Below are 26173 nucleotides of genomic sequence, written 5' to 3'. Positions count from 1 at the left end.
CATCATATTTTATGATGTAGGGGGGGGCGTTAGCGTCTTCTCTTTTGGGTTCATGAGGAGTCTTAAAATGCGTTTTCCATACCGTCGTCAGATGATTCATGCGCTTAAAGTACTACTCACGGCCGGTGTTTTTTTTCGAAATATCGCGGTTATCGGAGCGGAATCGCCGAACCCAATGTCAAGCCACGAAGCGATTGCTGTGGTCAAAGGTGTGGCGGTCCCGTTTTCTGTGTTCGGTATCATCAAGCGTTTGGAACAGATACCAGGAGTCGAGCAGGTCAGCTTCAACTTGAGTCAGGGCTTAGCGGATATCCACGTCAAACCAGAGGCGCGGGTCACCGACGATCAAATTCGTCAGGCCATTGTGGATGCCAGCTATACCCCCGGCGATATTCGTTGGATCCCGTCACAGGAATCAGCCGGCAGATAGAAAGTGTTTGGTGTTCGAGAGGTAATTTCGGGGTCAGGTTATGCCCCATGAACAGCGAAGAATTTTAATAAAATCCCTGATATATTTGGCTACAACAGCGGTAGTTTTCCTTACAATATCTCACGCTAGAGCGCAGTTAACATTCCCTGGTGCGTCGCCACTTTCGGCGGGGAATTTTACCATATTGGAACAGCCAACGATAACAGAGGAATCCTCAAATTTTCAAAGGATAATAGGGCAAACAGTAATCCTCTATGGCGCCTCACCGAATCTTGCGTTAATAACGGAAAGTAATCTTTTTGTTAACACGATGGCAGATGTCGTTAGCGGCGGGAAGACCGTTCGACTAGCCGCGTCTGGCATAGGAGACACCACTCAGGAGGCACGCTACACTGTATACCAATTAGATGGTACTGCATCGACCTTTCGTCTGGCGCCGCTAATTGGCATAACATTACCGACCGGCATGGACGGCGCTAACCCACAAATGCCTCGCGAGGACCAGCCGGGGATGGGTAATTTTGGCGGACGCATTGCCATGACCAGTTCATGGCAGACGCTACATTGGAATGCGGAGGCCGAAATTGGCTACAATTCATATGCGCCCGGAGCGGGTTATCAAGTTGGTAATCAATTTGTTGCAGATGCGGCCTTTCATTATGTGATCTGGCCGCGTGACCTAAGCGCCAATATCCCGGGCGAGCTATTCGCGTCGTTAGAAACAAATTATTTTGATACCGGGAATAGCCGTATAAACGGACAGACTTCTCCAGGGACGGGCGGGCAACTTTGGCTGTTGGACCCTGGATTAGATTATAGTACACCGCACTATGGGGTGGCGCTAACCGCTCTTTTGCCGATACAACAGCAAACAATGAATGGCATCGGAAATCGTTATGATTTCGGTATCGAGCTTCATTTTCGCTGGAGTTTCTATACATCTTATCATTGGTAAACTACCGGAATGCATGGAAATGGGACCCCAGGCGGGCGCCGAGGTCGTGTATCGACCCAATCGCGCCAGGAAATTACTGGCCACTCGGCACACCCGCCAGTTTGTTCGGGGATCCTCGTAAGGATATCGGCTTGGCGGCGCAGTGCGTCATAGGGTGCTGCAACGCAACGAAAAGCCACTCCGGTTCGGTGGCACCAACGTTAGGAAATCCCTCGCCTCGCGCTCCTCATTCCCCGCGATCCGCGCCAGGGTCGCCGCCAAACGCTCACGCGTCGGCCGTGCTGCGGTGGTCAACGGCAGCCGCAGACCAGGGCCGCATAGCCGCAGCATGGCGAGTGCCGCCTTGAGCGGAATCGGATTGCTCTCCAGAAATAGCGCGCGGTGCAATTCTGCCAGCATATCACGCAATGCCGCGAAGCGGGGGAGATGACCGCTTTCCCAGGCGCGATGCAGCGCGGCACACAAGGCCGGTGTGACATTGGCGGTTACCGAGATACAGCCGGCGCCGCCCATTGCGCGATACGCCGCGGCCGTCGCGTCGTCTCCACTCATTTGCAGGAGACCCTCTCCGCAGAGCACGCGAAGACGTGGTGGGCGAGCGAGATCGGCGGTGGCATCCTTTACCCCTATTATCAACGATCTTTCGAAAAGACGCGCAACTGTCTCGTCAGCGATTGAAACCCCGGTGCGGCCAGGCACGTCATAAAGTATGATTGGGAGATTGGTCGCGTGCGAGACCGCGCGGACATGAGCGAAAATCCCCTCCTGTGTTGGCTTCACATAGGCTGGCGGCGCACAGAGCAAGGCATCGGCGCCGGCAGATGCGGCGAGACGCGCACCTTCGACCGCTCTCTCGGTCGCGCCTGCGCTGCAGCCGGCAATCACCGGAATCCGCCCGTCGCTTACGGCCACCACCAGGCGAACAGCCTCGAAATATTCTGGCATAGACAGTGAAGACGCCTCGCCCGTACTGCCGCAGACGAGAAGTGCCGCCGTGCCGCAGAGGATCTGGCGTTCGCAGAGCATTGCCAAAGCATCGGTATCGACGGCATGGTCACAAAACGGCGTTGCCAGGGCAGCGATGGAGCCAGACAGCGCGCCAATTTTATCCATGAGGCAACTCCGGAGAACTAACCCATCGCGGATGCGGCTAGCGCATAAACGACAAGACCAGAGAGCAGCCGGTTGCAAGCAGCACAGAGGCCGCGACGTGATCCCAGACACAAAAGCTGGCCCGCGTGAACGGCTGTCGCGTGACGACGCCAAGAGTGAGCAGGACCAGCGCAAGAAGGCTAAACATTCTCTGCAATTGTAGAAAATACAACAACGGCGGACGGCGATCGACCAGTAAGGTCGGCAAGCCGATTAGCACCAGGAAGACGATCTGCTTTCCCAGCACCCGCAGATGCCAGCGCGATTGCGCATCGAGAGGGCGCATCGCGGCACTTATCGCGTCGGCTGGATTGGGTGTGAGGCATTATCATCCGTCTCTGATTTTTTTCCGGGGAGCGGTTGGACATTCCGGCTCACCACCATCATCGTTGGCAAAAGAGGCCGGATGGCGTCTACGAGACGGGTGCCAAGCCAGACCGCCCCCCAGGCACAGAGCAGCAGCAGTGTCGCCGTTGCCCAAGGGGGAACCCGCATGGGCGGACGTGGTGTGGGATGGCGCGCGGCAGGCATGGCTTGCGCTCAGCCATGGGCAAGCGGGAAAGGTCGCCGGCCGAGTATGATCGTGCCGCGCGGCGTCTCGCGCGCGGAAATAGCGATGAATCCCTGCGCCCGGAGAAGGCCTTCTAGCTGATACCGGCGCCCACTCGGATCTCGCACCAGGATTCGACCGCCATGATCCAGCGCGCGCCAGGCTGTCGCCAGCAGGGAAGCGGCCTCCTCGAGTGAGGCAGGATCGATAAGGACGACGATTTGCGCCGATTCCGCGCCCGCCCCGCCCCGGTCATGGGAACAAAGTTCGGCTGCCTGGGTGCATCCCTGGCGGATCAGACCGCATAAAACATCCAGCCGGTGGTGACCGATCACCAAGGCACGGCCGCCGGGTGGAGGCTCGAGATCTTCGAGCAGCACCTCGCCGGCTTGTGCCATCGGCGTCTCGGTCGGAGAAGCGAGCGATTGCGACATGGCTCTTCCTTCCTGCGCGGAGCGTGGCCCTGGCGAAAGTCGGCCTTCCGGACCAGCCAACTTTGTGCTCCTTCGAGAGCAACGGAGAGGGGCATAGCCGGGCGCGATGTTAAAATTCGATATCGATTTATCGGGCATGACATCAACGCCGCATAAAAGCCACTCCACGCACCCGTCTCCGAGAGAGGGCTCCGTGCCCAGCGCGCTTGCTTAACCAGAAGCCGACCACTATCAACCCCAAGGACTCTCGTTATGACCGAGGGACGACCGGGGGCAGGTCAGCGCCAGAGCCTCTGGATGCGGTCTATTCGACTCGGGTGGGCATTATAGAAACGCGCATAAAGCGGATCGGCGGAGGCGGCGGTCGCATTGGCCGCATCGAGCTTCTCGAGTGCGCTGATCAAGGCTCGTGGATCTGCATGGCGCGCGACGAAATCATCGGCTTCATATTCCATATGGCGGCGCCAATGCGCCTGAAGCGGTGTCACGAGCATCGCGGTCAGCGGCAAAAACGCACCCGCCACGGCCAGCCATGCCGCCGGGGAGGGTGGCGCATTGACGAGCGCGGTGAACAGTGCCGGATATCGCATGGCCAGCGCCAGCACGGCGAAACCGGCAAACGTTAGTAGCGCACGATATGCCAGATCGCGACCGACATGATAGCAACGCCAATGGCCGACTTCGTGCGCCAACACGGCTTCTATCTCATCAGGAGAGAGCAAGGTAATCAAGGTATCGCTCATTGTGACACGCCGGAATCGACCGACGCCGAGCAGATTTGCGTTGACTCGCTGCATTCCAGGGGGGGCGGTGGTCACACGAATCTCGTCGCCGCTGAGGCCAAACCGGGACATGATAGGGGCGAGGCGTGCGACAAGGAGGGGATCCACCAGTCGTTGAGAAGCGGTCATCCCGCCTCGGTGCGAAGGATCAAGCGCCAACCATGCTGTGGCGACGATTCCAACCATCCAGAGCAGCGCCGCCCCAAGCCACCAGATGGACGGCGCCATGCTGATCGCCGCAGCGAATGTCTCGCCCACGACGGTGGCTAGAGCGATTTTCACCACCATGGGCCGCATGGCGCGGGCAAGAATCATTCTAAGCGGTGGGCGCACCCCGTCCAGACGCGCAGCGAGGAGATAGGTGCGACCGATAGAGAGGGTAGCATCGAGCACGGCACCCGCGAGCACCACGGAGGCTACCATACCGCCCGCTGCAGCCGGGCGGTCACGCCAGAATCTGGCGATCCAGGCGACCCCCCCACCCAGCGTGAGCCAGATGGTCAATGCGACATCGAGGCTTGCCGCCACGGCGGTGAAGGTTGCACGAGCCGACCCATAGTTGCGGACCTTTCCCTCGGTATGGTGCCTGAGATACCGGATCTGGCGAGCCAACAGCCATAGTTGAAACAGCAGACCAACCGCGAACGGCGCCACCAGAATTGTTGCGACGGGCATCCTCCTTACCCGCCGCCGAGCGGCATCATTCTCTCAGCCAGATCGACAAGCATGCGCCGGGGAAAGAAGGGCCCGCGGCGACAGAAAACACTGTGGATCTGAACCAGAGCAGCGCCCGCGGTGAGCCTGGTCGCGATATCCTTGCCGTCCCGTACACCCCCGACCGAGATCAACTGCAATGGGGCCAAGGCCCGGACCGCGCGGGTGATGACGAGGTGATCCGTCGAAACGCCGATCATCGCGTCCACTCCACAGTCGCGCAGAATACCAAGCGCAGCGGTTGGCACTTGTTCGAGCGCGAATTTGACTGCAAGCGGCGTGCGCGAACCGCGCGCGCGCGCCAAACTTCTGCATGTCGCCCCGACCATCGCCACCTTGGTGATGAGCGAGTCCACCTGGACTGGCGCGCCACGTGGCCCGGAAAGGTTCGCTACCAAATAATCCGCGGTATCCCACGCCAAACCCATCAGAGTGCGCCATCGTTCTGCCGTTTCGTCCGTGTCACCGGTGTCGGTTGCGGCAAGATTTATGCCAATTCGGGCGTGCCGTGGGTGGCAACTGATATGAGTCAGCGCGGCGCTTAGCATCGCTGGAGTGCGCAGCGTTCCAATCTCGATTGAGCCGAAGCCACACAATGCAAGAGCGCCGAGAAGTTTGCCACTATCATCGAATCCTGCGGCTAACCCAAGTGGATTGATAAATGTCAGGCCCATGGCGGAAGCCGGCAACGCGGGGGGTGGTGTCGGACGAGAGACTTTCTCGGCGATGCGTAGCGCCGCGCGGGTGAGAGCGCGACGAATCACCGGTCCCACGCCTCCCATGGCACGCCGCGCCAAGCTATGTGAGTGCCGGGCACGACTTGTCAAATTCCTGCATGAAATCAGCGAGTATTGCAACACTGCTCTCCGGCATTGCATTATAGAGACAGGCGCGGATGCCGCCACGTGTTGGGTGACCGGCCAGATGCCATAAACCCCGGCGCTGGGCTTCAGCCAGGAAAGCCGCATCCTGCGCGGCGTCGGGCAGATGAAAGCAGACGCTGATCCGGGAGCGATCCGCGGCGCGGACAGGACAGGTATAAAGCTGGCTAGCGTCAATGACGTGATAGAGCATGCGGCTTCGCCGCTCGCACCGCGCCGCCGCCGCCGTGAGCCCGCCCTGCCGACCCAGCCATTTGAGCATCCGGCTGGCGACGAAGACCGAAAAGATCGGCGGCGTGTTCACCCGGCTGCCGGTACTGGCTTGGCGCGTATAATCGAAGGGAGCAGGAACTTCGGCACGAACACGGCCGAGCAGGTCCTCGCGCACGATGACTACGGTCAGCCCCGGCGCGCCGAGATTCTTCTGTGCGCTGGCATAGATTACGCCAAATGGCTGGATGTCGATCGGGCCTGTGAACAAATCGGCAGTCAAATCTGCGACCAATGGCACCTCGCCCAGCGCTGGGAAGCGGTGCATCTGTACCCCATCCGCTGTTTCGTTGCCGGTAACATGGCAATACACCGTGTCGCGCGGCAATTGCCAAGTTGCGATGGGCGGTATTGCCGCGTCCGCTTGGGCGACGACGGCAACACGGCAAACCTCCCGCGCTTCTGCGATGGCGCGTGCCGACCAGTAGCCGGTTTCGACATAGGCGGCGCAATCGGTGGAGCGGAGCAGATTGAGGGGTACTAGGCGAAATTGTGCGAACGCGCCACCTTGCAATAGCAATATCTTATACGTCGGCGGTAACGACAGGAGCGCGCGTGCTTCTGCCTCAAACTCGCTTTGGATCGTGGCATAATCCGGTCCGCCAAATGGCAGTTCCAGAACGGACTGGCCGCTGCCGTCCCACGCACCAACTGCCTCTTGCACCTCACTCAGCACTTCCGGTGGCAAAACAGCGGGGCCGCTGGCAAAGCTGATCACAGTTCGGTGCTCAGAACAGCGCCGCGCCATGGGCCCCCATGACCATAAAAAAGATCGCGGGCATGGAGAGAATCGTGTTCGTTCGCGACGACAGAAACGTCACCCTGGTGCAGCGGAGACGCTCGTAGTCAGAGGCGGCGACGAAGCCGAGCACCTTCTTCTGATTTGGCCACAACACGAACCAAAGATTAACGACCATGATGAAGCCCAGCCAAACGCCGATTCCAAGCGGTGCGCTCGCCCCATGGAGCCGAAGCGCTTCGGTCAGTTGGCCGCGGTCGAGCAACATCAAAATCCCGGTGGTCAGCGCGACTAGGGATGCGTGGCGAAACACGCCATGTTCACGTTGTGCCGCCGCGATAAACAGTTCACGTCTTGCCGCCGGCGGTTCATCTGGCAGGACCCGCCGATATCGCGGCCGAGAAATCACGTTCGCCCAGTTATGCCCCATCCATACGATGATCGCCATGATGTGAAGGACGCGCAGAAAAGGATCGGCAACCATCAGAAACATGTGGCAACCATTTTCGTCGCTACAGTCCCGATGAGGATGCTAAGACGTGGGCGACAACGGCGAGCACCATGGTCAACACAACGCCGGCCAACAAGGTGCCCACCAGGCTGTCATGCGGCAACATGGCGACTTTCTACGCCCGATTGAGCCCGCGCTGACGCATGATCAACCGATTCGGACGATTGGTCATCGCGGCAGCAACCGCTTCCTCGATGAGGTGATGATGCGGCGACTTGCTGCACACCGGGTCGGTGCTGGTCGCATCGCCGGTCAGCAGAAACGCCTGGCAGCGACAACCTCCATAGTCATGTCCTCGTTCAGAGCAGGACCGGCACGGCTCCTGCATCCAGTGTTCTCCGCGAAATTTTTGGAATACCGGCGATTCCCGCCAGATCCATCCGAGGTCATGAGCGCGCACGTTAGGGAATTCCAAACCTTCGATGACCCGTGCTTCCTGGCAGGGTAACGCCGCGCCATCTGGGCCGATAGTGAGATGGATATTTCCCCAACCTTTCATGCAGGCTTTCGGACGCTCATCATAGTAATCAGTGATGACAAAATAGATCGTCATGCGCTGCCCGACGCGGGCACGTGCCTTGGCGACGACTTCTTCGGCGGCGGCGAGCTGTTCGCGGGTAGGCAGAAGATCGGCGCGATTTACGAGAGCCCAATTATAATATTGTAGGTTCGCAAACTCGACATACTCGATCCCGAGTTCCTCGGCGAACGCCAACAACGCGGAAGCCTGATCAATATTGTGCCGGCTAACCGGCACGTTAAGAACCATCGGAAACCCGTGCTCCTTGATTGCGCGCGCAGCAGCCAGCTTATGATCGTAGGCATCCGCGCCAACTAGGCGATTATTAAGCTCGGCATCGCATGCCTGCAGGCTGAGCTGTATTTGTTTGAGACCAGCTTTCCGAAGAGACGCGAGGCGGGTTTCGTTCAGGCCAATACCTGATGTGATGAGGTTTGTGTAATAACCAAGACGAGTCGCCTCCCCTACGAGATCTTCGAGGTCGCGCCGTTGCAGAGGTTCGCCGCCAGAGAAACCAAGCTGGATCGCACCAAGACTACGCCCTTGCCGCAGGACGTCGACCCATTCCTCGGTGGTCAATTCACTCTGATAGCGGTCAAAATCCAGCGGGTTATTGCACCATGGGCATTTCAACGGACAGCGATAGGTCAGTTCGAGCAGCAGCCAGAGCGGGAGGCCCTGGCCATCGACCGTTACCGGTGTTTCAGCGCTTAACTCGGATCCAGCCTCGTTCATGGGCTTCCTCCAGGAATGCCAGGATATCATCAGCGATATCCGGGTTTTGATATTTCGCAGCAAAATGCTCGATAAGGGCGCCGATTTCGGCAGAGTTCGCAACCACGGCAAGGATTTCACCGGCCGTGACGTTCAGCTTCACGAGACCTTCTGGGTAGAGCAGGATGTAGGCCTGTTGCGGCTCTTCCCAGCGGAAAAGGAATTTTGGATCTAGTTCAATAATATTTTCTCGCTGCATAACGCCGCCGTTGTTCATGGACGGTTCCTCTCTTTAGAAAAGGGGGTTCTTTAAACCCCCTCCCCTAGTCAATGATCAGCGAACGTAGACATAGGCGGTCACTTCGAACCCCAAGCGAAGATCGCACCAAGCTGGCTTTACCCACTGCATGGCAGTTTCCTTTTTTATGACGCACGAGGCACTTACCTCATAGCCGCCGCGAGGTAGCCTCAAGTTAAGCCTAGCGTCAGCGAGATTTGCGGAATTGATATAGATCAATGCACGGACTCCTGAATTGATAATCGAACCAACGCGTTGGTTTGCGGTAACTGAACCGCCCCGGTTTCCCCTGAGGCGCTTCCGTTTGTGGGCGAGCGTGCCAGTGCCTCTGTTACCTTATTTTCCATAAGGTAACAGACACCCCCGCACACACCCCGCGCCCCCGCCACCTACCCGCCACCCAAACATGAACCGGATGGGGGCAGCCCGCGCCGGGGATGCAACGGGGGCCGCAGCCCCCTTGCCAACGCCCGCGCGGTATGACCGCGCATGGCTTGCCACGGCCTATAACGCTCTCTCCCCCCTGAAAGGCATCGCATTTTCCGCCAGGTATTCCGGATACTTTCCGGAAAGTATCCGGAATACCCTTCCCCCATCAGCGCCCCGCGACAGCACCGAAAGCACCGCCGCCAGGGCCTCGAACCCCGGCACCATCACCGCCGCCATCGTGCCAAGCCGGACCTCCCGACGCCCGCCATGCTCCCCACCGCGAGGCGCTTTCCGCTGGCCACGGAATCCCCCATCTGATACAGTTCTCGGTGGATGAAGCCCAAAACCCCCGAAAGGCCCTCCCCATGGCCGAACCCTACCAGCTCCCCCTCTTCCCCGACCACGCCCGCCTCACCCGCATCCGGCCCGAGCGCAACGAATGGCGCTTCTACCACCTCGCCATCTGGCCCGACCTCTTCGGCCGCGCCCTCCTCGCCCGCTACTGGGGGCGCATCGGAACCAAAGGCCACCTCCGCCTCGACCCCTACCCAGACCCAGGCGCCGCTCTCAACGCCCTCGCCGCCCTCGCCCGCCGCAAACGACGCCGTGGTTATCGCGAAACCGCCGCGTGAAGCTTCAAAACAAGGGTAAGGGGAAAGGTAAGGGCAGAGCGGGGGCTCTGCCCCCGCGCCCCCGCCAGGGCCGCGCCGGCCCTGGACCCGGCATCCCGAAATCCTCTTCCGCACGCAGCATCAGTGCCGCAGCCAAAGCCTCTCAGGGGGCGGCTGAAGTGGCCATGTCAGCTCGCGCGGCGGGGCAGGTTATCCACAAAAATCTGAGTAAGTCTGTGGGCAAGCCTGGGGGTTCGCGAAAAACCGCGCCGATATCACCGCGGGTCAGCCATTCCGCGCCGCCGGCCTCGCGGCCGGTTGACGGCATGAGCCTCTACGACCCCAGCGGCGCCCGCAAATATCTGACCCGGAGCGAACGCGACGCCTTCCTCGCCGCCGCCGAACACGCCGACCGCCAGGTCCGCACCCTCGGTATGACCCTCGCCTACGCCGGCTGCCGCCTCTCCGAGGCCCTGGCCCTCACCATCGACCGCGTCGACCTCGCCGCCGGCGTGCTCATCTTCGAGAGCCTGAAAAAACGCCAGCGCGGCATCTACCGCGCCGTCCCCGTCCCCCCTGCCCTGCTCAGCGCCCTCGACCTCGTCCACGGCATCCGCGAACACCAGGCCCGCCGCGGCAAAGGACGCGGCATCCGTCTCTGGTCCTGGTCACGCATGACCGGCTGGCGCGCTATCCACGCCCTCATGCAAGCCGCCGGGCTCTCCGGCCCCCACGCCTCCCCCAAAGGCCTCCGCCACAGCTTCGGCGTCACCGCCGTCTCCGCCGGCATCCCCCTCAACCTCCTCCAGAAATGGCTCGGTCACGCCCAGCTCACCACCACCGCCATCTACGCCAACGCCACAGGCGCTGAAGAAAAAAATATCGCCAGCAAAATGTGGGAGTGAGCACGTTTGAAAAGTTGGCCAATGCGTGACAGCAAGCGGAAAGCGCGGTATGAATAATTCATACCGCCGCCGTCCCACTGTCCCTTGTGAGCCCCCCATGTCCACTACCGAAAAGCGTACCGTCAGCCTGCCGCTTGAGCAGACGCGCTTCATCGATAGCCTGGTCTCTTCCGGCACCTACGCCTCGGCCAGCGAGGTTGTGCGCGCCGGCCTGCGTGCCTTGCAGGAGCGCGACGCCGCCGTGGAGCGCTGGCTACGGGAAGAAGTGGTGTCGGTCTATGATGCCATGCAGGCCGACCCCTCGCGGGGCCTAACACCCGACCAGGTAGCTTCGGCGATGCGCGCCCGCCACGCCGAGCGCCTGAAGGCTAGCCGTGGCGCATGAGGTCATCATTAATTCACGTCGCACCTGGACAACGGGGGTGGCGCGGTGTTGCCGGACGGAGGAGAACAGATTCGTAATCTCCCCGTGTTCGAGAGCAAGATTTTTGAAATCACATGTTAGGCCACTGTCCCGAGGCCATGCTTGGCGACAAGCGACAGGAGCTTGAGCGAGGCGCCTTTCGGGTGCTTCTCGCCGCGTTCCCATTGGCTGATGAGGCCGGTTGTGACGTTGAGGTAGCGGGCGAACACCGCCTGACTGGCGCCTTCGCGCTCACGCAGCGCGCGGATTTCTTTGGCCGAGAGCGGGCGCACGGGCGTCAGGCACGCATCGTCGAACTTCCGCATGGTCTGCTTGTTCATCACGCCGGCCGCATGCAGCCCTTCAGCCGTCTCATGGATCGAGGCCATCACAGGGCTGCGATACTGCTTAGTCATTGCATATCACCTCCATCAGAGTTCCGTTCGCTATCGCCTTGGCTAGGGCCGCATCGTCGTAAGCCAGCATTTCAGCCGCCAAAAGCTTGAACGCTGCCAGCTCGTCATCGCGGATATTGTCCTGTTCGTTCTTGGCGAAGCCATGAACGAAAAACGCCCGTGCGCCGATCCGGAAGAGGATGATTGTCCTGAATCCACCTGCCTTGCCTCCCCCTTGGCGTGCTATCCGTTGCTTCACCACGCCGCCGCCGAGGTCGGCATCAACCAGACCCCGCGAGGCATCGGTGATCGCCGCGCAGAGAACCGCATCCGTGATGCGGACCTTTCGAGCAAACCGCGCAAATGACTTATTCTTGAATACCCGCATCCGCCCTCGCCATGGGTTCCAGAGCGTTACAAAATAAGTATAGTACTTAGTGTTATAAAAAACAAGTCCGATACTAAGCCGAAGACTGAACCGCTCCGGAATTTTTAGAGACTCCAACTCTCAAGTAGACTGGATTCACGCCGCTCCTATTTGCAACGAACCGAAGCGCCATCCATATGAATGATGCTTCGGTCGAGGTTGCCCGCTTGCTGGGGGCATCGCGCCACGCTCTATCGGGCATTAGAAGCGACCTAGATAGAAGCATGCAGCAATCTTGCAGAATGCTTGCCGATTTAGTAGCATGCAGCAATCTTGCAGAATGACGGTGACAATTTATGGCCACGGTGGTTGCGTTCGTGTCGCAGAAGGGCGGTGTCGGAAAGAGCACGTTGGCCCGTGCTCTGGCCCGTGAAGTTGCGGCGGGCGGGCTGCGGGTAAAGGTAGCTGACCTCGATACCCAGCAGGGAACCTCCGTCGATTGGCATCGGCTTCGTCTTGGCGCAGGTATCGAACCAGTTGTTTCTGTCGAGGCATTCGCCACGGCGGCCCAAGCGCTGGCCGTGGCTAGTGCCTATGACATCCTCGTCATCGACGGGCCAGCCCGAACCAGCCAGGGAACGCTTGAGATCGCTAAAGCTGCCAGCCTTGTGGTGCAGCCCACAGGAGCGTCGCTAGACGACCTGCGGCCGGCCGTGCGCGAGTTCCACGCCCTTGCCAAAGCGGGCCTGCCAGTCGATCGCCTGACCTTTGCGCTCAACCGCATCGGCACAGACGCCGAAGAGGCGGAGGCGCGAGCCTATCTCCAAGAGGCGGGCTACAGCGTCCTTACCGGGTGCCTGGTGGAGCGTCCGGCGTATCGCCGGGCGCAAAACGGCGGTCATGCCGTGACTGAAACTCGTTACAGCGCGCTCAATGCGCGCGCCGACGCCCTCATCCAATCCCTTATCGACCGAGTAACCGATCATGGCTGATGTATCGAAGCTGAAACAGGTCCGCCGCTCTCTTGGTGCGCCCCCTTCTATCGAGGAAGCTAGCCCCAACCTCAGAGCGCCGGAAATTGCCCCCCTCCCCTCGTCTGTTGCAGTTGGGTCGGAAGCGGGGGCTCGGCGGCGCGATGCCCGTGCCATACGGCGCACAAACCGAACCCTGCCTTTTGCAACGCGAGTCAGCCCTGAGTTTGACAACCGTTTACGGGACATCGCTGAGCGCGACGGTCTTAAGCTGGTGGAGCTGCTAGAGCGCGCATTGGACGCCTATGAAGCCCAGCGATAGAGAAATGCAGCAAGACTGCAGCAAGATTGCAGCAAGATTGCAGAGAGGTTGCCGCAAGAGGATTGATATGAGTCACGAGCGCGCCGCACGGCGTCCACGCACTTACCTGAGCATCGACTTCGACAAGAAGGGCCATGCCAAGCGGCATGGCGCGCAGTGGGATGTTCAGCGCAAGAGTTGGTATGTGCTGGGGGACGTGCCGGCCGATCTGGTCAACTATGTTGCCCCCGATCCGTTGCAGGCAAGCTTGGCTCCGCTTCAGGCGAGGGTTTCTGAGGCCGAAGGACGGGCGAAATCGACCTTGAGGCGGCCGCCACCTGGCGATGAACAGGCCGATTTCTTTGTGCCGACGCTCTACGATGTTGCGACCAAAGACAGCCGTTCCATCATGGATGTGGCTGTTTTTCGCCTATCAAAGAAGAACAAGCGGGCAGGAGAGACGATCCGCTACGAGCTGACGGACGGCTATGTGGAAGTCAAAGCCGGCCCGGACGGAATGGCCTCGGTATGGGATTACGATATCGTGTTGATGGCGATTTCCCATCTTACCGAAGCGATGAACCGATACCGCAATGGGCGAGGAGAAAAACCCGGCTTGGCCTTTCGTCCGCACGTTTCTGAAATCCTAAAATTCTGCCGTCGCTCGGATGGTGGGAGGCAGTATGAGGAGATTGAAGAAGCCTTAGATCGCCTTAAGAACACCACTATCAAGATCGTCAGAACCACAAAGAATGGGCGGGGCAGCCGCCTCATGCGCGAAGCGCAGGCCGAGGGGCTCATCGGCAACTACAAGACAGTTTCCTATGCAGACACCGGCCGCGTTGCGATGGTGGAAGTGGAGATTCCAGGGTGGATTTACCGCGAGGTTGTTGAGGCCGAGAACCCGGAAGTTCTCACGGTCCATCCCTCGTTCTTCCTTATCGAACCCGGCATCGGTCGCTTTCTCTATCGTGTCGCTCGGCGGGCGGCAGGGAAGGGGGAGGCTCGGTGGGCATTCCGCACTATCTATGAACGCAGCGGCAGTACCGGCACCTTCAAGGAGTTTTGCCGCATCTTGCGCGGCCTTATCGCAGTCAACGATTTGCCTGAATACAGCTTGAGCGAGGTTCCTGGCAAAGAGGGGCCGACGCTCGTTATGGCCTATCGCGACGCCGCTTCGTCGATCGAGTCGGCCCAGGCAGAAGGTGGGTAATAGACGGAATACCCGCCGCCAGTTCACTATAGTGCGCCAGCAACCCCTACAGCCTACCCCTCTGATTCGCTCGGGTTGTGGATAGCCCGTCTATTACCCACCCAGACCCGTCTATTACCCACCCAGACCCGTCTATTACCCACCAATCTCCGTCGATTACCCACCAGCCACCGACATAACTCATTGATTAAAAACTGGAAATCGCGTTTTTTTCGTCTAAAACTCTTTAAAACATATATAAACCTTAAAACAACCCAGCTTGTGGATAATTCCCATCGATTAGAAAGCGCTCAAGTAGGCTTCTCGAACGCCTCGGAAACGCTATCCGCACCCGTGATGCAGCAACCAAGCAAGAAAGCATGCTTTGAGGGGCGCAGTTTCACCGCAAGCGGACTAACCCCAACCCCCGAAATAGGGTCACCGCCGAAAAACCACCTGCGGCGGGCGAGGAGCCATGCCATGCTTCATGGGTCCCGCGCACTTCGCGGCTCCGCAACCTGGCAACCGTCCGAGGCGTGATGCCATATGGCCTGCTGGCATTTGCCGGCAAGTATTGGTGGCGGCCAGGCGCGCGGTTTCAAGCCCGTTTTGACCAGTATTGGCGCGGCCTTGACTGGCGCAAACCCCGAGCCTTAGTTTTCTAACTACGCTGTGACTTCCAGAACAAGCTGCTAAACTGCTAGTTTAGCGCAAGATATGCCATATAAGTTTGGATTTATTTTTCATTATTCCATTTTTTACCTATTCTTGGCGATACCGTGAGGCCCAGGAACACCATCATGGCCTGGTTAAGCCGAATTATGTCTTCATCGTCCAACCGTCCGACCCGCTTACCAACCTTGGACTTCGGGACGGTGGTAATTTTGTCCACCATTAGGCGGGAGGAGGAACGCAGCCCGTTGCGTTCGTTCGATTCCACCGATAGCCGGAACAAAGGAGCCTCGGTCGGGTCCGTTGTGAAGGCGCAGATGGTGATGGAATCTGTCGCGTCGAAGGCATCGTCTTGCACGATAACGACCGGCCGCGGCTTACCCGCGTAGTCCTTGCCGCCGGCGACGGTCCACATCTCGCCCCGTCTCATTCCTCGCCCCAATCGGAGGAGACCGCATCGATGAAGGCTTGATCCTCGGCCGCATGGGCACTCGCTGCCACGGCCAGGGATTGTCGATGTGCTTCCGCACGAAAAAACGACGCCCGGACATCCGGCACCCAAATCTGAATTGGCCGCAGGCCCTGGGCACGCAGCCGGTTGCGATGCTCCTGCACCTTTACCCTGGTGGGCTTCGCGCCTCTCATCTGCCTCATGTCTCGGCTCCTCACTATAGTTACATGTAACTTATCATACGCCGCTCGGTATAGGAAGCGGTCTATTCCAGCACGTCGCCTGGCCAGCCAGCGCAACAGGCGCCCTTTTGGCGCGGCTGTGCTGATGTTGGGGGCGGGTCAGAACAGATGGTCGACGACCAGCATGACGACGCCGACGATAGAAAACCTCGATCCCTACCAGTCAGCGTTCCCACTTTGTCCGCTTATGCTACAGCACGGGGCGTTCCGTTACTTCGGGCCATTTAGCCGCCCGTTTCCTCATATTTATGCCACCTATCTATTTGATATAAATAATGTTTTTTCTCCTGAATTTGAACTTAAGGGAAATTGAAATTTAGGCGGTGGATAACTCGTCCTTGTGGATAATCCTGAAAGCTCCTGCCTACGGGTTGGTTCCTCCCGCGCAAACTTGTCTCAACATCTCCTTGACCACCGTATGCAACCCAAGGAAGCAAGAGGCATTGAAGAACGAAACGGACCGGATGAACACAAACGGCAGCAAATACGAGTTGCAAGTAATGCAAAATGACATTATCTTTAGGTGGTGCGACAGGAAACCTCAGCCATGATCACTTTAACCGTCACCACACGTGGCCAGGTGACGTTCAGAAAAGGCGTGCTAAAACATCTCGGCATTCAACCTGGTGGAAAGATCAGGCTGGATTTGCTGCCAGACGGGCGCGCCGAACTGAAAGCCGACCGACCGCAAGGCACGTTCCGGGATTTGTACGGACTGCTCAGGGGCAAAGGTAACGGGAAGCAACTGTCGATAGAGGACATTGCCGCCGCTACTGCCGAAGCTGGTGCCGCTGCGGGCGTCGGTCAGGAATGAAAATCACCGCCGATACCAATGTGCTGTTGCGTGCGATCGTCTCGGACGACGAAGGTCAAAGCAGAATTGCCGTTGAAACTCTAGAGCGTGCCGATATGGTCGCTATCAGCTTGCAATCTCTTTGCGAGTTTGCATGGGTTCTGGCCCGACAATACCAGATACCACGCGCCGATATTGCCGAGACAATCCGCCGCTTGGTTAAAACCCGTAACGTGGTGGTCAACCGGCCTGCGGTCGCAGCAGGCCTTAACGTGCTCGATGCTGGAGGCGATTTCGCGGACGGAGTCATCTCCTATGACGGTTACTGGCTGGGCGGCGAAACCTTCGTCTCATTCGACAAAAAAGCCGTTTCGCTCATCGCTAAGCAGGGGCAAAAAGCGAAATTACTAGCCTAATCAAGATTCTTTTCTCTCTATAGCTGCCACTTCCGCCCCGCCGCTTGACCCCGACAGCCCCATTGCAAAGGCCCTCGAGCGCCTCGGAAACGCCATCCGTGCCCGTGATGCGGCAACCAAGCAAGAAAGCATGCCTTGAGGGGCGCAGCTTCACCGTCAGCGGACTAACCCCCACCCCCGAAGTAGCGTTACCGCTGAAAAACCACCTACGGCGGGCGAAAAGCCATGCCTGCGGGACGGGGAGGGAGGGAAAGAAGAACAGCGAAGCGGCTGCATCATCGCCGTCACAGAGCGAGCGCGTGGCAGAAACGCAACACCGCCAGCGGCGCTTTGCTGCATTGCACAAATTTCAGTTGAGGCCAGGCGCGGCAGCGTTATATCTCGTCCTGCGCGAGGCCATGCCTCGCACTTTCTTGGACGTTTCCTCCCTAAACTTGGCGGCCTTTTCGGCCGCCAATTTTTTTGCGCACTCGCCGACGCCATGCAAGCCCAAATCTATCAGGCAACAGCCATCCTGACGTAATCCCCGGCTTTCTTTCTCCCCAGGGTAGTCTCTTTCCCCGGGGCAATGGACAGCACAGACACACAAATCCGAGCAGGCAAACCCGAGAAGAAGCGCCATTTTGGCGCGGCTGTGCTGATGGCGGGGGCGGGTCAGAACAAATGGTCGACGACCAGCATGACGACGCCGACGATGTGACCGATGCAGATGACGATTTCGAGGCCGCGGTCGGCCATCTCACGCCAGGTCTTCTCGCCCGAGTGGGAACCAGGGCGCTGACGCGCGGCATATCCGGCACTGTGGCCGTGATGCCGGGCCTTGGGGCGAGAGGAGATGACGGCGGCTCCCGACAGGGAGCGCGGTGTGCTACGGTGTTTGGCAGCTTGTGGCATTGGCCCACTCCAATGTTGCAGGTCAGGCCGGGTGTGGTGTTGGTAGCACCATGCTCGGCCGCTTTGTTTCCGGGGCAAGGCTGTTCAACGCTCTCTCGTTGGCTGGACTGAGCCCGATTTGTAACATCTGATGGGTGAAATGCATTCATGGAGACGAAGGGGATTCCCCAATCGGGAAATGTCTGACTCATAGGGCGGCAACCGAAGTGGAGGTTGCCGTGGCTATATTCTCACCGTTGCTGGACGTGCTGGCGGAGATTCCTGATCCGCGCCGGGCGGAAGGAAAGCTCTACCAACTGCCTTACGTGCTGCTGTTCGCCATCCTGGCCATCGTCAGCGGCTGCAATTCGTATCGCGGCATCATCACCTTCATCGACGTCCATCGTCACCGGCTGAACGCCATCTTTGCGCTGAAATGGCGTCGCGCGCCGGCGCACACGGCCATCCGCTACATCCTCCAGGGGCTTGATCCGGCTGCGGTGGAGGCGGTCTTCCGCCGCCATGCCGCCTTGCTGCAGGCCGCGCGCGCGACGCCCGGACAGGGCAGCATCGCGCTGGATGGCAAGACGCTCCGCGGCAGTTTCGACAACTTTCACGACCGCGCCGCCGCCCAGGTGCTGAGCGCGTTCGCCACCGACACCGCCCTCGTGCTCGCCCATGTTGAGATCGCCGAGAAATCCAACGAAATCCCGGCAGCGCAGGCGCTGCTTGCCGAACTCGGCGTCCCGGCCGGCGCCGTCGTCACCCTCGATGCGCTGCACTGCCAAAAAAAACCTTCGAGGCCGCTGCGCAGGCCAACCTCGCCCTGATCGTCCAGGTCAAGGACAACCAGCCCACCCTGCTGCGCCAGATCACCGAATTCTCCACCACCACGCCACCGCTCGGATCCGCCCACAGCCACGATATCGGGCGCAATCGCGACGAGCGCCGCACCGTCACCGTCCTTGATCCCGCCAACATACTCGCCAACACCGACTGGCATCCACACGTCGCCGCCATCATCCGCGTCGAGCGCGAGGTGTTCACCCGCAGCAGCAAGACCGGGCTGCTGCGCCACTCCGCCGAGACCGCCTTCTATGTCTCCAACACGCCGATCTCCGCACGCCGCGCCGCCGATGCCATCCGCGCACACTGGCGGATCGAAACCACCTCCCACTACAGCCGCGACGTCACCTTCGGCGAAGACCGCTCGCGCATCCGCACCAACCCCGGCGTGTTCGCACGCTTGCGCAGTTTCGGTTTCAACATCCTTACCGCACATCGTACCAACACACTCGCCCAGGACCGCTACCGAGCCGCCCTCGCCGGTATCGATAATATGCTCGCGCTGCTCGCTATCTCATAGCATTGAACAGCCTTGGTTTCCGGGGGGCGCCCGGCGCGCAGGAGAGGGAAGAAGATGTTTCCCCGTCTCTTGATATGAAGATAGTATATCTATTGAAGAGCTTCAAGAGAAAAATAGACAACGCACAAAAAGATATTGCCTTGCCTCTTGCGTGACTGTCCTCACACCAAACGATGCGAGAAGAAGGCCAGCGGCTTTAATCCCATCGCCTTCAACCTCGCTATCAAGCGCCGAATAATTCGCGCAGCCGTCATGACAGGCCGAAGCGTTACTGTATGGGCGTCGACAGCGGCAATTCCTTAACCGCGCTTTACCATGAGCACTGGCTGATGACTGGCAGAAAGCCAGGTACAATTTTTGTACCAACGGTTTCCAACCCATTTTTTCCCGTGTTTCTTTTCGCGTTATGACGCCAGCACTGGCCGAGGGTGCGGAACCGGCGGCGCCGTGCCCGCACAAGGCGGGCACGGCGCCAAGCCTCGGGGCAGAGGGCAGGCATGAACCTCTGAGGGCGTTTGCCGGTCAGCCCGAAAGACGAGGCACGACGGCAAGCAGGAGAACGGAGACGCCGAGCAGCAAGCCGAGAAGAAAACCACCGGCCGCCCAGATGTAGCGCCCGACACGGGCACGCCGCAGGGCTTCACGGCGTGGCGTCATGACCTGCAGCCTATGCACGAGAGCATCGACCTTCTGCTCAAGGCTGGGAACCACACGGCTGAGCTGGCCCTGGGTTTCCAGCGTCACCTGGTGCGCCGCCGCCGCCGCCGCATTGGCAGACTTCGCCGCCTCGGTCGCCTCGCGCAGCGCTGCCACCAAGAGCGCAGCAGGGTCGTTCTCCTCCTCCGTTGCACTCATCGCAGCGCCGCAAAAGACATGTCTCATTCCCTTCGGTGAACACGGTCAGGGTTGTTGGCCGTGGTGGATGTGTCAACACACGAGGTGTTTGGGAGCAACCTCGATTCCAGGCCGCCAAGCCTCGGGGCAGCCGGCGGGTGAGAATCAGATGGCGAGCACGAGAACGAAGACCCCGAACCTTCGGGCCAAGGCAGAAGTCCTCGCCCTTGCTCACGCTGGCGCTGCCTCGCCACTGCCGGCGGGGGCATGAACCTGCGGCCGTCGTGCCCGCCTTGTGCGGGCACGACGGCAGGCTCAGGGCAGAAGGCACGACCACGACCTAGGGCAAGCATGGGGGCGGCAACGCCGAACCTTCGGGCCAAGACAATGTCGCAGCGCCGCGCTCGCTGCCACGCGGGCGCGGCGCCAAGCTCAGTGGCGGAGGCTTGCCATGGTGGCGAGCCGGTAGAGCAGGGAGGCGCAGAGCGAGAGGCCGAGAAGAAGGCCAGCACCGCCCTAGGCATAGCGCTCCCCTTCATGGCTTTCAGCATCGTGGTCAGCGCCGCGACCTTCTGCGCCAGAGCCGCCGCCCTCTCGCGGGATTGCTTCGTGAACGTGGCAACGTGCAGATTCCGACGGAAGCCGGCCGGGGATTCCGATTTGATGTCGGCCAGCGTTCCGATTTGAAGCCGGCCACCATTCCGATTTAATTCCGGCCACCTGGCGGGGATTTTTCAGCGTTTTCGGCTGGGTCAGCAACTCGGGCAACTGTCCTCTCGTTACCATCAACGAGGAGGGCTGGATGCCGGCGAAGAGAGAGCTGACGATGCGGCAGATACGACAAACCTTACGGCTGGCCAGTGACGGCATCAGCGCCAGGGCGATGGGGCGGATGCTGGGCGTGGCGCGGAGCACGATCCAGGACAATCTGAAGCGGGCGCAGGCAGCGGGGCTGGCGTGGCCGTTGCCGGCCGACCTCAGTGATGCGGTTTTGGAGGAGCGGCTGTTTGCCCGCAGCGGCGCGCCGCGGGGGGTGCGCCGGCGCGCCGAGCCGGTCTGGAGCGAGCTGGTCTGCGAGCTCAAGCGCCCGGGCGTGAACCTGATGGTGCTGTGGGAGGAATATCGCGCCGGGCATCCGGAAGGGTACAGCTACAGCCGGTTCTGCGATTTGTTCAGGGAGTTCGAGGCACGGCTGTCACCGGTCATGCGCCAGGAGCACCGGGCGGGCGACAAGGTGTTCGTCGATTATTCCGGCAAAAAGTTGGGCATCACCGATCCCGCAACTGGCATCGTGCGCATGGCGGAGATTTTTGTCGCGGTGCTGGGCGCGTCGAACTACACCTACGCGGAGGCGAGCTGGACCCAGACGCTGCCGGATTGGATCGGCGCGCATAGCCGCATGTTCCGGTTTTTTGGCGGCGTGCCGCGGCTGATCGTGCCGGATAATCTGAAGTCCGGCGTCAACAAGGCGTCGTTCTACGATCCAGAGATCAACCTGAGCTATGGCCGGATGGCCTCGCATTACGGTGTTGGTGTTTTGCCGGCCCGGCCGCGGCGCCCGAAGGACAAGGCGAAGGTGGAAGCCGGTGTCCGCTTTGCCCAGAGCTACATTCTGGGCCGGTTGCGCCAGCAGACTTTCTTCTCTCTGGCTGAAGCCAACCAGGCGATTGCCGGCATGGTGGAGCGGATCAACGCGCATGTCATGCGCAGGCTCGGCGTCAGCCGGCGGCATTTGTTCGAGACGATCGAACGCCAGGCTTTGGCGGCATTGCCAGAGACCGACCATGAGTTTGCGGAGTGGGGTTTTGCCCGCGTCTCGCTGGATTATCATGTCGAGGTCTGCGGCTTTTTCTACTCGGTGCCGCATCAGCTGATCCGCCAGCAAGTCGATACCCGCGCCACCGAGCGGATGGTTGAGATCTTCCACCAAGGCAAGCGGGTCGCGGTGCATCAGCGCCGCTATGGCGGTCCAAGGCACGGCACTGCCCCTGAGCATATGCCGAGCGCGCACCGGCGCTACGCCGCATGGACGCCGGAGCGGTTCCGCTCATGGGGCGCATCGATCGGCCCGCAGACCGAGGGGCTGATCATCGCCATCCTCGCCAACCGGCCGCATCCGGAACAGGGGTTTCGGACATGCCTTGGCATCCTGCGGCTGTTCAAGGAGTTGGACCGTCCGCGCGCCGAGGCGGTGGCGGCCCGAGCGGTCGCCTTTGGCGCGTTCAACTACAAGAGCATTGCCTCGATCATCGCCAGCAAGCTCGACCAGACGGCCAGCCCGCCAGATGAGGCGCAGGCGGTGCTGACCCACAGCAATCTGCGCGGCGCCGAATATTTTCACTGATTTCCACTGAAAGGAACAAGCATGCTCACCCACCCGACCCTCGACCTGCTGCACAAACTCGGCCTGCACGGCATGGCCAAAGCCTTCAAGGACCTCGACGCCCGGCCGGAGGTTGCCGGTTTGGCCCATGGCGAATGGCTGGCTTTATTGCTCGAGCACGAGGCCACGTTGCGACAGCAGAAACGCTTCGAGAGCCGCGCCCGCGCGGCCAAATTGCGCCAGTCCGCCAGCGTCGAGGATGTCGATTACCGCGCCCCGCGCGGCCTCGACCGGGCACAGTTCCTGAAACTCGCCAGCTGTGACTGGGTGCGCGCCCGGCATAATCTGCTCATTACCGGCCCCTGCGGGGTCGGCAAAAGCTGGCTGGCCTGCGCGCTGGGCCAGAAGGCTTGCCGCGAGGATCTCTCGACCGCCTATCACCGGGTGTCGCGGCTGTTCTCTGCCCTGGCGCTGGCCCGCGCCGATGGCCGTTACGCCAGAACACTGCGCCAGATCGCCAGGCTCGACCTGTTGATTTTGGACGATTGGGGCCCCGAGACCCTGAACGCGGACCAACGCCGCGATCTGCTGGAAATTATCGATGACCGCCACGAGATGCGCTCCGTCATCATCACCAGCCAAGTGCCGGTCGAGCGCTGGTACGGGGGTCATCGTGGATTCTGTTCCAAATCCTACGCTAAGCCGCGTCGAGGAACTCGGCCCGAGGGTATCGTAGCGGCCGAAATGCGTTGGGGAGGGGCTCTGTGGGCCAGACGTAGTCGCCATTGAAAGCGACGTGTTCCCAGCCGAGCGGCGCGACATGCGTGAGAAGATCATCCGCGATAATTTCGCCGCGCGCGCGCAATTCGTCGACGGCGCGGCCGAGATAAACCGTGTTCCAGAGGATGATTGCGGCGACGGCGAGGTTGAGGCCGGATGCGCGATAGCCCTGATTTTCGAAGGTGCGGTCGCGGATTTCGCCGAGGCGGTGGAAGAAGACCGCCCGCTTGAGGGCATGGTGTGCCTCGCCCTTGTTGAGGCCGGCGTTCGCTCGCCGGCGTAAAGCGGGGTCGCCGATCCAGTCGAGCGTGAACAAGGTGCGTTCCATGCGGCCGATTTCCTTGAGCGCCTTGGCGAGCGTGTTCTGTCGCGGATAGGCGGCGAGACGGCGCAGGATCGCCGAGGGCGCGACGGTTCCGGCCTTGATCGACGCCGCCAAGCGCAGGATTTCGTCCCAGTTTTCGGCGATGACGCGCAGGTCGACCGTGCCGCCGACCAGAGGTTCGAGCGACTTGTGGGTCGAGCGCGCGCCGACGATGTAGAGTCTTCGGTCAGCAAGGTCGCGAATGCGTGGCGCGAAGCGAAACCCCAGCAATTGGCAGAGGCCGAACACGTGATCGATGGCGCCGGCGGTGTCGGTATAATGCTCGCGAATGTCGAGGGAGCTTTCGTGGTGCATGAGGCCGTCGAGGACATGCGCCGCCTCACTCGCGTTCGCGGCGATGACCTTGGAATGGAACGGCGCGTAGCGATCCGAAACATGGGTGTAGAATTTCACGCCCGGATCGGAGCTGTATTTGGCGTTGTAGTCTGCGCGCGCCTGGCCGTGGCCGCCGGCGCGGAAGAATTGGCCATCCGACGACGACGTGTCGCCGTCGCCCCAGAGTCTCGTGAGCGGCTGCGCATGGATGGCGTCGGAAATGCAGGCGAGCGCGGCCTGATAAGTTTCCTCGCGCACATGCCATTCGGCGACCCATAACAGCCGGGAATGGCTGAAAGCTCCGACGCTGCGCGCCATGCGCGTCAGGCCGAGATTGGTGGCGTCGGCGAGCACGGCGGTCATCAACGCACGCGCGTCGTCCGGCGGCACGCCAGTGCGCAAATGGGCGAAGCGGTCGGCGAATCCCGTCCAGCCATGAACTTCCGCGAATAATTCCGTGACGCGCAGGCGTGGCAACATGGCGTAGAGACGGCGCACGAGCGCGTCGGCGGCCTCGTTCTCCGAGCCGCGAATTGCGCTGATAGACAGCCCCTCTTGCGTGAGCGAGGCTTCGGGCAATTCGCCGGCGGCGGCGAGCGCGTCGATCTCGCCGAGGCGCATTTCCAGAAGTCTTGTTTTCGTATCGCGCCAGGCCTCGAAACTATCGGGAACGGCGAGATCCAATTCGCCGGCTGAGCGCCGATTTTTGAAAGCGTCACGCGGGAGCAGGAAATCGTCGAAAGCGCGAAAAGCACGGCTACCTTCGACCCAAACGTCGCCGGATCGCAATCGGTCGCGCAAACTCATCATGGCCGCGACTTCGTAGGCGCGGCGATTGAGCCCAGCCTCGGCCTTGACGACCTTACGCCATGCTGGCCGCAGAAAACCTGTCGGGGTTCGTGGCGGAAGCTTATTCGCGCCGCTGGCGTGAAGTTCACGCACGACATCGAGCGCGGCGAGTAGCGGATCGTTCTCCTTCCATGACCGGAAGGCGAACGCGCCGAGTACAACCGGCGACATGCGTCGGATGCTCACATAGCGCTCGACAACTTCGCCGAGGTTGTCGGGCCTGGCGTCGATGACGACCGTTTCCGTCGCGGCGACGAGCGCCTTCAGGCGTTCCCAGCCGAGAGCCCGCTCGACGGCCGCGACCTGGTCTTGGTTCTTCGCCTTGGCTTCAAGCATGGCCTTGGCCATGCCGAGCAGGGCGCGTGCGGAGGCGTCGAGCGACTTGGCGCGGTCGATCAGTTTGTCCTTGTGAGTGCGGTCGGCGCGACGGAAGACTGCACCAAGCATCTTGTCGAACATGGCGAGTGCGGCGTCGGTGAGAGCGGCCTCCATCTCACGGGCAAAAATGATCAGCGTCGCCAAACGGCGCGGAGCGTCGAAGCGCGTGATGTCGCGGGGAACGAAAATGGAGATTTCCTTGGCGATCGTTGCGTAGCGGGCGCGATGAATGCGCTTCTCCCGATCTGGTCCGACACCGAGTTTGCGCACGGCTTCAAGCCGCTCGACGACAGCGAGAAGGTTTTTCTGGCGCGGCGCTTCGGGCCAGTCCCGCAGCCAGGCGAACGACGTGCGCTCTTCACCTCTGGCGACGACGAGAAGAGATTCCAATCCCGCGATAGATTCCGGCGAGAGACCTTCGCCAAGGTTCTTATAGGCGCGCTTACGAGCCAGCGCGCGCGCCGCGAGAGCGACCTTCTCCAAAGTGACGGCGGCAGGAAGCAGGATGCGCCGCTCACGCAGGTATTCCACCATCGGCGCGACAATGACGTCGCCGCGATCCGAGCCTGTCGCGTACTCGATCGCAATTTGCGCAACGGCGCGTTTGTCGTCGCGCCGAAATGGGCGAACATTGAGGTAGGCTTCGAGTTCGCCAAGGTGTTCCCACCGGGTTTCTTCGCGCTTTGCGTAGCTTTCGAACTCGATCACTTCGCTTTCGGTCTGAGTGGCGATGTAGGCGAGCATTTCGGCCGGCGGCGTCTCGTCAGATCGCAGTACGCGGCCGGGAAACTTGAGATAGGCGAGATTTACGGCGAACCCGAGCCGATTGACGGCGCGCCTCCGGTGGCGGATCAGCCCGATGTCCTCAGGCGAGAAAGTGTAGTGCCTTACTATCGCTGCGGGCTCTGTCGGTGGGTCAAAAAGCGCGGCGCGCGACTGCAACGACAAAATGTGGCGACGAGGCATGGCGCG

The 26173-nt window shown here is 60.6% G+C and carries 31 protein-coding genes; 14 read left to right on the top strand and 17 right to left on the bottom strand.

The genetic code is table 11. The features are described from left to right. Positions 1 to 67: 67 nt before the first annotated feature. A complete protein-coding gene (locus DEF76_RS19030) occupies positions 68 to 430 on the top strand; it encodes a heavy-metal-associated domain-containing protein (protein WP_162800779.1) in 363 nt (120 codons plus the stop codon). Positions 431 to 614: 184 nt separating this feature from the next. Then, positions 615 to 1385 carry a transporter family protein gene (locus tag DEF76_RS19025; protein ID WP_162800778.1) on the top strand — a complete coding sequence of 257 codons (771 nt, stop codon included), beginning with the start codon at positions 615 to 617 and terminating at the stop codon, positions 1383 to 1385. 147 nt (positions 1386 to 1532) lie between these two features. Here the strand turns inward: DEF76_RS19025 and dapA are convergent, their stop codons facing one another. From dapA to pqqA, 10 genes are all read right to left on the bottom strand, one after another. After that, positions 1533 to 2498, bottom strand: coding sequence for a 4-hydroxy-tetrahydrodipicolinate synthase (gene dapA, locus DEF76_RS19020; protein ID WP_114914087.1), 966 nt, complete (start codon positions 2496 to 2498; stop codon positions 1533 to 1535). Positions 2499 to 2535: 37 nt separating this feature from the next. Beyond that, a complete protein-coding gene (locus DEF76_RS19015; RefSeq protein WP_114914086.1) occupies positions 2536 to 2823 on the bottom strand; it encodes a hypothetical protein in 288 nt (95 codons plus the stop codon). Positions 2824 to 3077: 254 nt separating this feature from the next. Then, on the bottom strand, positions 3078 to 3485 hold the full coding sequence (locus tag DEF76_RS19010; RefSeq protein WP_162800777.1) for a hypothetical protein: 408 nt from the start codon (positions 3483 to 3485) through the stop codon (positions 3078 to 3080). A 314-nt stretch (positions 3486 to 3799) separates the two neighbouring features. Continuing rightward, complete coding sequence (locus DEF76_RS19005; protein ID WP_114914084.1) at positions 3800 to 4978, bottom strand: M48 family metalloprotease; 1179 nt, start codon at positions 4976 to 4978, stop codon at positions 3800 to 3802. Positions 4979 to 4983: 5 nt separating this feature from the next. Further along, entirely contained in the window at positions 4984 to 5691 is a 708-nt protein-coding gene (locus DEF76_RS19000) for a dihydroorotate dehydrogenase (protein WP_162800783.1), read from the bottom strand. Positions 5692 to 5815: 124 nt separating this feature from the next. Then, positions 5816 to 6886, bottom strand: coding sequence for a 3-phosphoserine/phosphohydroxythreonine transaminase (serC, locus tag DEF76_RS18995; RefSeq protein ID WP_240319371.1), 1071 nt, complete (start codon positions 6884 to 6886; stop codon positions 5816 to 5818). A gap of 10 nt (positions 6887 to 6896) precedes the next feature. Continuing rightward, on the bottom strand, positions 6897 to 7400 hold the full coding sequence (locus tag DEF76_RS18990; RefSeq protein ID WP_240319369.1) for a urate hydroxylase PuuD: 504 nt from the start codon (positions 7398 to 7400) through the stop codon (positions 6897 to 6899). Between the two features lie 133 nt (positions 7401 to 7533). Further along, positions 7534 to 8673 (bottom strand): pyrroloquinoline quinone biosynthesis protein PqqE, encoded by a 1140-nt coding sequence (gene pqqE, locus DEF76_RS18985; protein ID WP_114914081.1) that lies wholly within the window; start codon positions 8671 to 8673, stop codon positions 7534 to 7536. After that, positions 8642 to 8929: a pyrroloquinoline quinone biosynthesis peptide chaperone PqqD gene (pqqD, locus tag DEF76_RS18980; RefSeq protein ID WP_240319367.1), complete on the bottom strand. Its 288-nt coding sequence runs from the start codon at positions 8927 to 8929 to the stop codon at positions 8642 to 8644. The genes pqqE and pqqD overlap by 32 nt, the downstream gene beginning before the upstream one ends. Before the next feature lie 57 nt (positions 8930 to 8986). Beyond that, positions 8987 to 9061: a pyrroloquinoline quinone precursor peptide PqqA gene (gene pqqA / locus DEF76_RS18975; RefSeq protein ID WP_114914098.1), complete on the bottom strand. Its 75-nt coding sequence runs from the start codon at positions 9059 to 9061 to the stop codon at positions 8987 to 8989. A gap of 683 nt (positions 9062 to 9744) precedes the next feature. Between pqqA and DEF76_RS18970 the strand changes: the two genes are divergently transcribed. The 3 genes from DEF76_RS18970 (at position 9745) to DEF76_RS18960 (ending at position 11280) form a co-directional block, all read left to right on the top strand. Further along, complete coding sequence (locus DEF76_RS18970; RefSeq protein ID WP_114914080.1) at positions 9745 to 10011, top strand: WGR domain-containing protein; 267 nt, start codon at positions 9745 to 9747, stop codon at positions 10009 to 10011. Between the two features lie 305 nt (positions 10012 to 10316). Beyond that, positions 10317 to 10895 (top strand): tyrosine-type recombinase/integrase, encoded by a 579-nt coding sequence (locus tag DEF76_RS18965; RefSeq protein ID WP_114914079.1) that lies wholly within the window; start codon positions 10317 to 10319, stop codon positions 10893 to 10895. 97 nt (positions 10896 to 10992) lie between these two features. Beyond that, on the top strand, positions 10993 to 11280 hold the full coding sequence (locus tag DEF76_RS18960; RefSeq protein WP_114914078.1) for a type II toxin-antitoxin system ParD family antitoxin: 288 nt from the start codon (positions 10993 to 10995) through the stop codon (positions 11278 to 11280). Positions 11281 to 11396: 116 nt separating this feature from the next. On the opposite strand, the gene DEF76_RS18955 is transcribed toward DEF76_RS18960, so the two are convergent. Then, complete coding sequence (locus DEF76_RS18955) at positions 11397 to 11714, bottom strand: helix-turn-helix domain-containing protein (RefSeq protein ID WP_114914077.1); 318 nt, start codon at positions 11712 to 11714, stop codon at positions 11397 to 11399. Then, positions 11707 to 12081 (bottom strand): type II toxin-antitoxin system RelE/ParE family toxin, encoded by a 375-nt coding sequence (locus tag DEF76_RS18950; protein WP_114914076.1) that lies wholly within the window; start codon positions 12079 to 12081, stop codon positions 11707 to 11709. The genes DEF76_RS18955 and DEF76_RS18950 overlap by 8 nt, the downstream gene beginning before the upstream one ends. 335 nt (positions 12082 to 12416) lie before the next feature. On the opposite strand from DEF76_RS18950, the gene DEF76_RS18945 reads away from it, so the two are divergent. The 3 genes from DEF76_RS18945 to DEF76_RS18935 all read left to right on the top strand — a co-directional run bounded on the left by DEF76_RS18945 (position 12417) and on the right by DEF76_RS18935 (position 14545). Continuing rightward, entirely contained in the window at positions 12417 to 13052 is a 636-nt protein-coding gene (locus DEF76_RS18945) for a ParA family protein (RefSeq protein ID WP_114914075.1), read from the top strand. After that, the gene (locus DEF76_RS20095; protein WP_114914074.1) at positions 13045 to 13353 is read left to right on the top strand and encodes a hypothetical protein; all 309 of its coding nucleotides are present in this window, start codon (positions 13045 to 13047) and stop codon (positions 13351 to 13353) included. Before DEF76_RS18945 ends, DEF76_RS20095 begins: the two co-directional genes overlap by 8 nt. A gap of 67 nt (positions 13354 to 13420) precedes the next feature. Next, the gene (locus DEF76_RS18935; RefSeq protein WP_114914073.1) at positions 13421 to 14545 is read left to right on the top strand and encodes a replication initiator protein A; all 1125 of its coding nucleotides are present in this window, start codon (positions 13421 to 13423) and stop codon (positions 14543 to 14545) included. Between the two features lie 715 nt (positions 14546 to 15260). On the opposite strand, the gene DEF76_RS18930 is transcribed toward DEF76_RS18935, so the two are convergent. Next, positions 15261 to 15626 (bottom strand): type II toxin-antitoxin system PemK/MazF family toxin, encoded by a 366-nt coding sequence (locus DEF76_RS18930; protein WP_114914072.1) that lies wholly within the window; start codon positions 15624 to 15626, stop codon positions 15261 to 15263. Next, entirely contained in the window at positions 15623 to 15841 is a 219-nt protein-coding gene (locus DEF76_RS18925) for an antitoxin MazE family protein (protein ID WP_162800782.1), read from the bottom strand. The genes DEF76_RS18930 and DEF76_RS18925 overlap by 4 nt, the downstream gene beginning before the upstream one ends. A gap of 595 nt (positions 15842 to 16436) precedes the next feature. Here DEF76_RS18925 and DEF76_RS18920 point away from each other — a divergent pair. Together DEF76_RS18920 and DEF76_RS18915 are read left to right on the top strand one after the other, a co-directional pair. Then, positions 16437 to 16703 carry an AbrB/MazE/SpoVT family DNA-binding domain-containing protein gene (locus DEF76_RS18920; RefSeq protein WP_114914070.1) on the top strand — a complete coding sequence of 89 codons (267 nt, stop codon included), beginning with the start codon at positions 16437 to 16439 and terminating at the stop codon, positions 16701 to 16703. Beyond that, positions 16700 to 17098 (top strand): type II toxin-antitoxin system VapC family toxin, encoded by a 399-nt coding sequence (locus DEF76_RS18915; RefSeq protein ID WP_114914069.1) that lies wholly within the window; start codon positions 16700 to 16702, stop codon positions 17096 to 17098. The genes DEF76_RS18920 and DEF76_RS18915 overlap by 4 nt, the downstream gene beginning before the upstream one ends. A 654-nt stretch (positions 17099 to 17752) precedes the next feature. On the opposite strand, the gene DEF76_RS19590 is transcribed toward DEF76_RS18915, so the two are convergent. Next, positions 17753 to 17992: a hypothetical protein gene (locus DEF76_RS19590; protein WP_162800776.1), complete on the bottom strand. Its 240-nt coding sequence runs from the start codon at positions 17990 to 17992 to the stop codon at positions 17753 to 17755. Positions 17993 to 18210: 218 nt separating this feature from the next. Between DEF76_RS19590 and DEF76_RS20265 the strand changes: the two genes are divergently transcribed. Further along, positions 18211 to 18801, top strand: coding sequence for an ISAs1 family transposase (locus DEF76_RS20265; RefSeq protein WP_162800530.1), 591 nt, complete (start codon positions 18211 to 18213; stop codon positions 18799 to 18801). Further along, positions 18753 to 19337, top strand: a complete 585-nt coding sequence (locus DEF76_RS20260) for an ISAs1 family transposase (protein WP_114911760.1) — start codon at positions 18753 to 18755, stop codon at positions 19335 to 19337. Before DEF76_RS20265 ends, DEF76_RS20260 begins: the two co-directional genes overlap by 49 nt. A gap of 522 nt (positions 19338 to 19859) precedes the next feature. On the opposite strand, the gene DEF76_RS18900 is transcribed toward DEF76_RS20260, so the two are convergent. Then, positions 19860 to 20192: a hypothetical protein gene (locus DEF76_RS18900; RefSeq protein ID WP_114914068.1), complete on the bottom strand. Its 333-nt coding sequence runs from the start codon at positions 20190 to 20192 to the stop codon at positions 19860 to 19862. Between the two features lie 805 nt (positions 20193 to 20997). On the opposite strand from DEF76_RS18900, the gene istA reads away from it, so the two are divergent. Together istA and istB are read left to right on the top strand one after the other, a co-directional pair. Beyond that, complete coding sequence (gene istA / locus DEF76_RS18890) at positions 20998 to 22515, top strand: IS21 family transposase (protein WP_408842839.1); 1518 nt, start codon at positions 20998 to 21000, stop codon at positions 22513 to 22515. Positions 22516 to 22536: 21 nt separating this feature from the next. Further along, entirely contained in the window at positions 22537 to 23283 is a 747-nt protein-coding gene (gene istB, locus DEF76_RS18885) for an IS21-like element helper ATPase IstB (RefSeq protein WP_114914066.1), read from the top strand. Here istB and DEF76_RS18880 read toward each other — a convergent pair. Further along, positions 23192 to 26167, bottom strand: a complete 2976-nt coding sequence (locus tag DEF76_RS18880) for a Tn3 family transposase (protein WP_114914065.1) — start codon at positions 26165 to 26167, stop codon at positions 23192 to 23194. The genes istB and DEF76_RS18880 overlap by 92 nt on opposite strands. Positions 26168 to 26173: the final 6 nt, after the last annotated feature.

Source organism: Acidibrevibacterium fodinaquatile (genome assembly GCF_003352165.1).
Lineage (GTDB): Bacteria > Pseudomonadota > Alphaproteobacteria > Acetobacterales > Acetobacteraceae > Acidibrevibacterium > Acidibrevibacterium fodinaquatile.
Note: the sequence above shows the minus strand (reverse complement) of the source record. Positions and strands in the feature narration are given on the sequence as shown.

Bases quoted from the DNA above. Each gene is read 5' to 3' on its own strand.
- DEF76_RS19030 (WP_162800779.1), top strand. From the start codon at position 68: ATGCGTTTTCCATACCGTCGTCAGATGATTCATGCGCTTAAAGTACTA.
- dapA (WP_114914087.1), bottom strand. From the start codon at position 2,498: ATGGATAAAATTGGCGCGCTGTCTGGCTCCATCGCTGCCCTGGCAACG.
- DEF76_RS19015 (WP_114914086.1), bottom strand. From the start codon at position 2,823: ATGCGCCCTCTCGATGCGCAATCGCGCTGGCATCTGCGGGTGCTGGGA.
- DEF76_RS19010 (WP_162800777.1), bottom strand. From the start codon at position 3,485: ATGGCACAAGCCGGCGAGGTGCTGCTCGAAGATCTCGAGCCTCCACCC.
- DEF76_RS19005 (WP_114914084.1), bottom strand. From the start codon at position 4,978: ATGCCCGTCGCAACAATTCTGGTGGCGCCGTTCGCGGTTGGTCTGCTG.
- DEF76_RS19000 (WP_162800783.1), bottom strand. From the start codon at position 5,691: ATGGGCCTGACATTTATCAATCCACTTGGGTTAGCCGCAGGATTCGAT.
- DEF76_RS18990 (WP_240319369.1), bottom strand. From the start codon at position 7,400: ATGTTTCTGATGGTTGCCGATCCTTTTCTGCGCGTCCTTCACATCATG.
- pqqE (WP_114914081.1), bottom strand. From the start codon at position 8,673: ATGAACGAGGCTGGATCCGAGTTAAGCGCTGAAACACCGGTAACGGTC.
- pqqD (WP_240319367.1), bottom strand. From the start codon at position 8,929: ATGAACAACGGCGGCGTTATGCAGCGAGAAAATATTATTGAACTAGAT.
- DEF76_RS18970 (WP_114914080.1), top strand. From the start codon at position 9,745: ATGGCCGAACCCTACCAGCTCCCCCTCTTCCCCGACCACGCCCGCCTC.
- DEF76_RS18965 (WP_114914079.1), top strand. From the start codon at position 10,317: ATGAGCCTCTACGACCCCAGCGGCGCCCGCAAATATCTGACCCGGAGC.
- DEF76_RS18960 (WP_114914078.1), top strand. From the start codon at position 10,993: ATGTCCACTACCGAAAAGCGTACCGTCAGCCTGCCGCTTGAGCAGACG.
- DEF76_RS18955 (WP_114914077.1), bottom strand. From the start codon at position 11,714: ATGACTAAGCAGTATCGCAGCCCTGTGATGGCCTCGATCCATGAGACG.
- DEF76_RS18950 (WP_114914076.1), bottom strand. From the start codon at position 12,081: ATGCGGGTATTCAAGAATAAGTCATTTGCGCGGTTTGCTCGAAAGGTC.
- DEF76_RS18945 (WP_114914075.1), top strand. From the start codon at position 12,417: ATGGCCACGGTGGTTGCGTTCGTGTCGCAGAAGGGCGGTGTCGGAAAG.
- DEF76_RS20095 (WP_114914074.1), top strand. From the start codon at position 13,045: ATGGCTGATGTATCGAAGCTGAAACAGGTCCGCCGCTCTCTTGGTGCG.
- DEF76_RS18935 (WP_114914073.1), top strand. From the start codon at position 13,421: ATGAGTCACGAGCGCGCCGCACGGCGTCCACGCACTTACCTGAGCATC.
- DEF76_RS18930 (WP_114914072.1), bottom strand. From the start codon at position 15,626: ATGAGACGGGGCGAGATGTGGACCGTCGCCGGCGGCAAGGACTACGCG.
- DEF76_RS18925 (WP_162800782.1), bottom strand. From the start codon at position 15,841: ATGAGAGGCGCGAAGCCCACCAGGGTAAAGGTGCAGGAGCATCGCAAC.
- DEF76_RS18920 (WP_114914070.1), top strand. From the start codon at position 16,437: ATGATCACTTTAACCGTCACCACACGTGGCCAGGTGACGTTCAGAAAA.
- DEF76_RS18915 (WP_114914069.1), top strand. From the start codon at position 16,700: ATGAAAATCACCGCCGATACCAATGTGCTGTTGCGTGCGATCGTCTCG.
- DEF76_RS19590 (WP_162800776.1), bottom strand. From the start codon at position 17,992: ATGCCACAAGCTGCCAAACACCGTAGCACACCGCGCTCCCTGTCGGGA.
- DEF76_RS18900 (WP_114914068.1), bottom strand. From the start codon at position 20,192: ATGAGTGCAACGGAGGAGGAGAACGACCCTGCTGCGCTCTTGGTGGCA.
- istA (WP_408842839.1), top strand. From the start codon at position 20,998: ATGCGGCAGATACGACAAACCTTACGGCTGGCCAGTGACGGCATCAGC.
- istB (WP_114914066.1), top strand. From the start codon at position 22,537: ATGCTCACCCACCCGACCCTCGACCTGCTGCACAAACTCGGCCTGCAC.
- DEF76_RS18880 (WP_114914065.1), bottom strand. From the start codon at position 26,167: ATGCCTCGTCGCCACATTTTGTCGTTGCAGTCGCGCGCCGCGCTTTTT.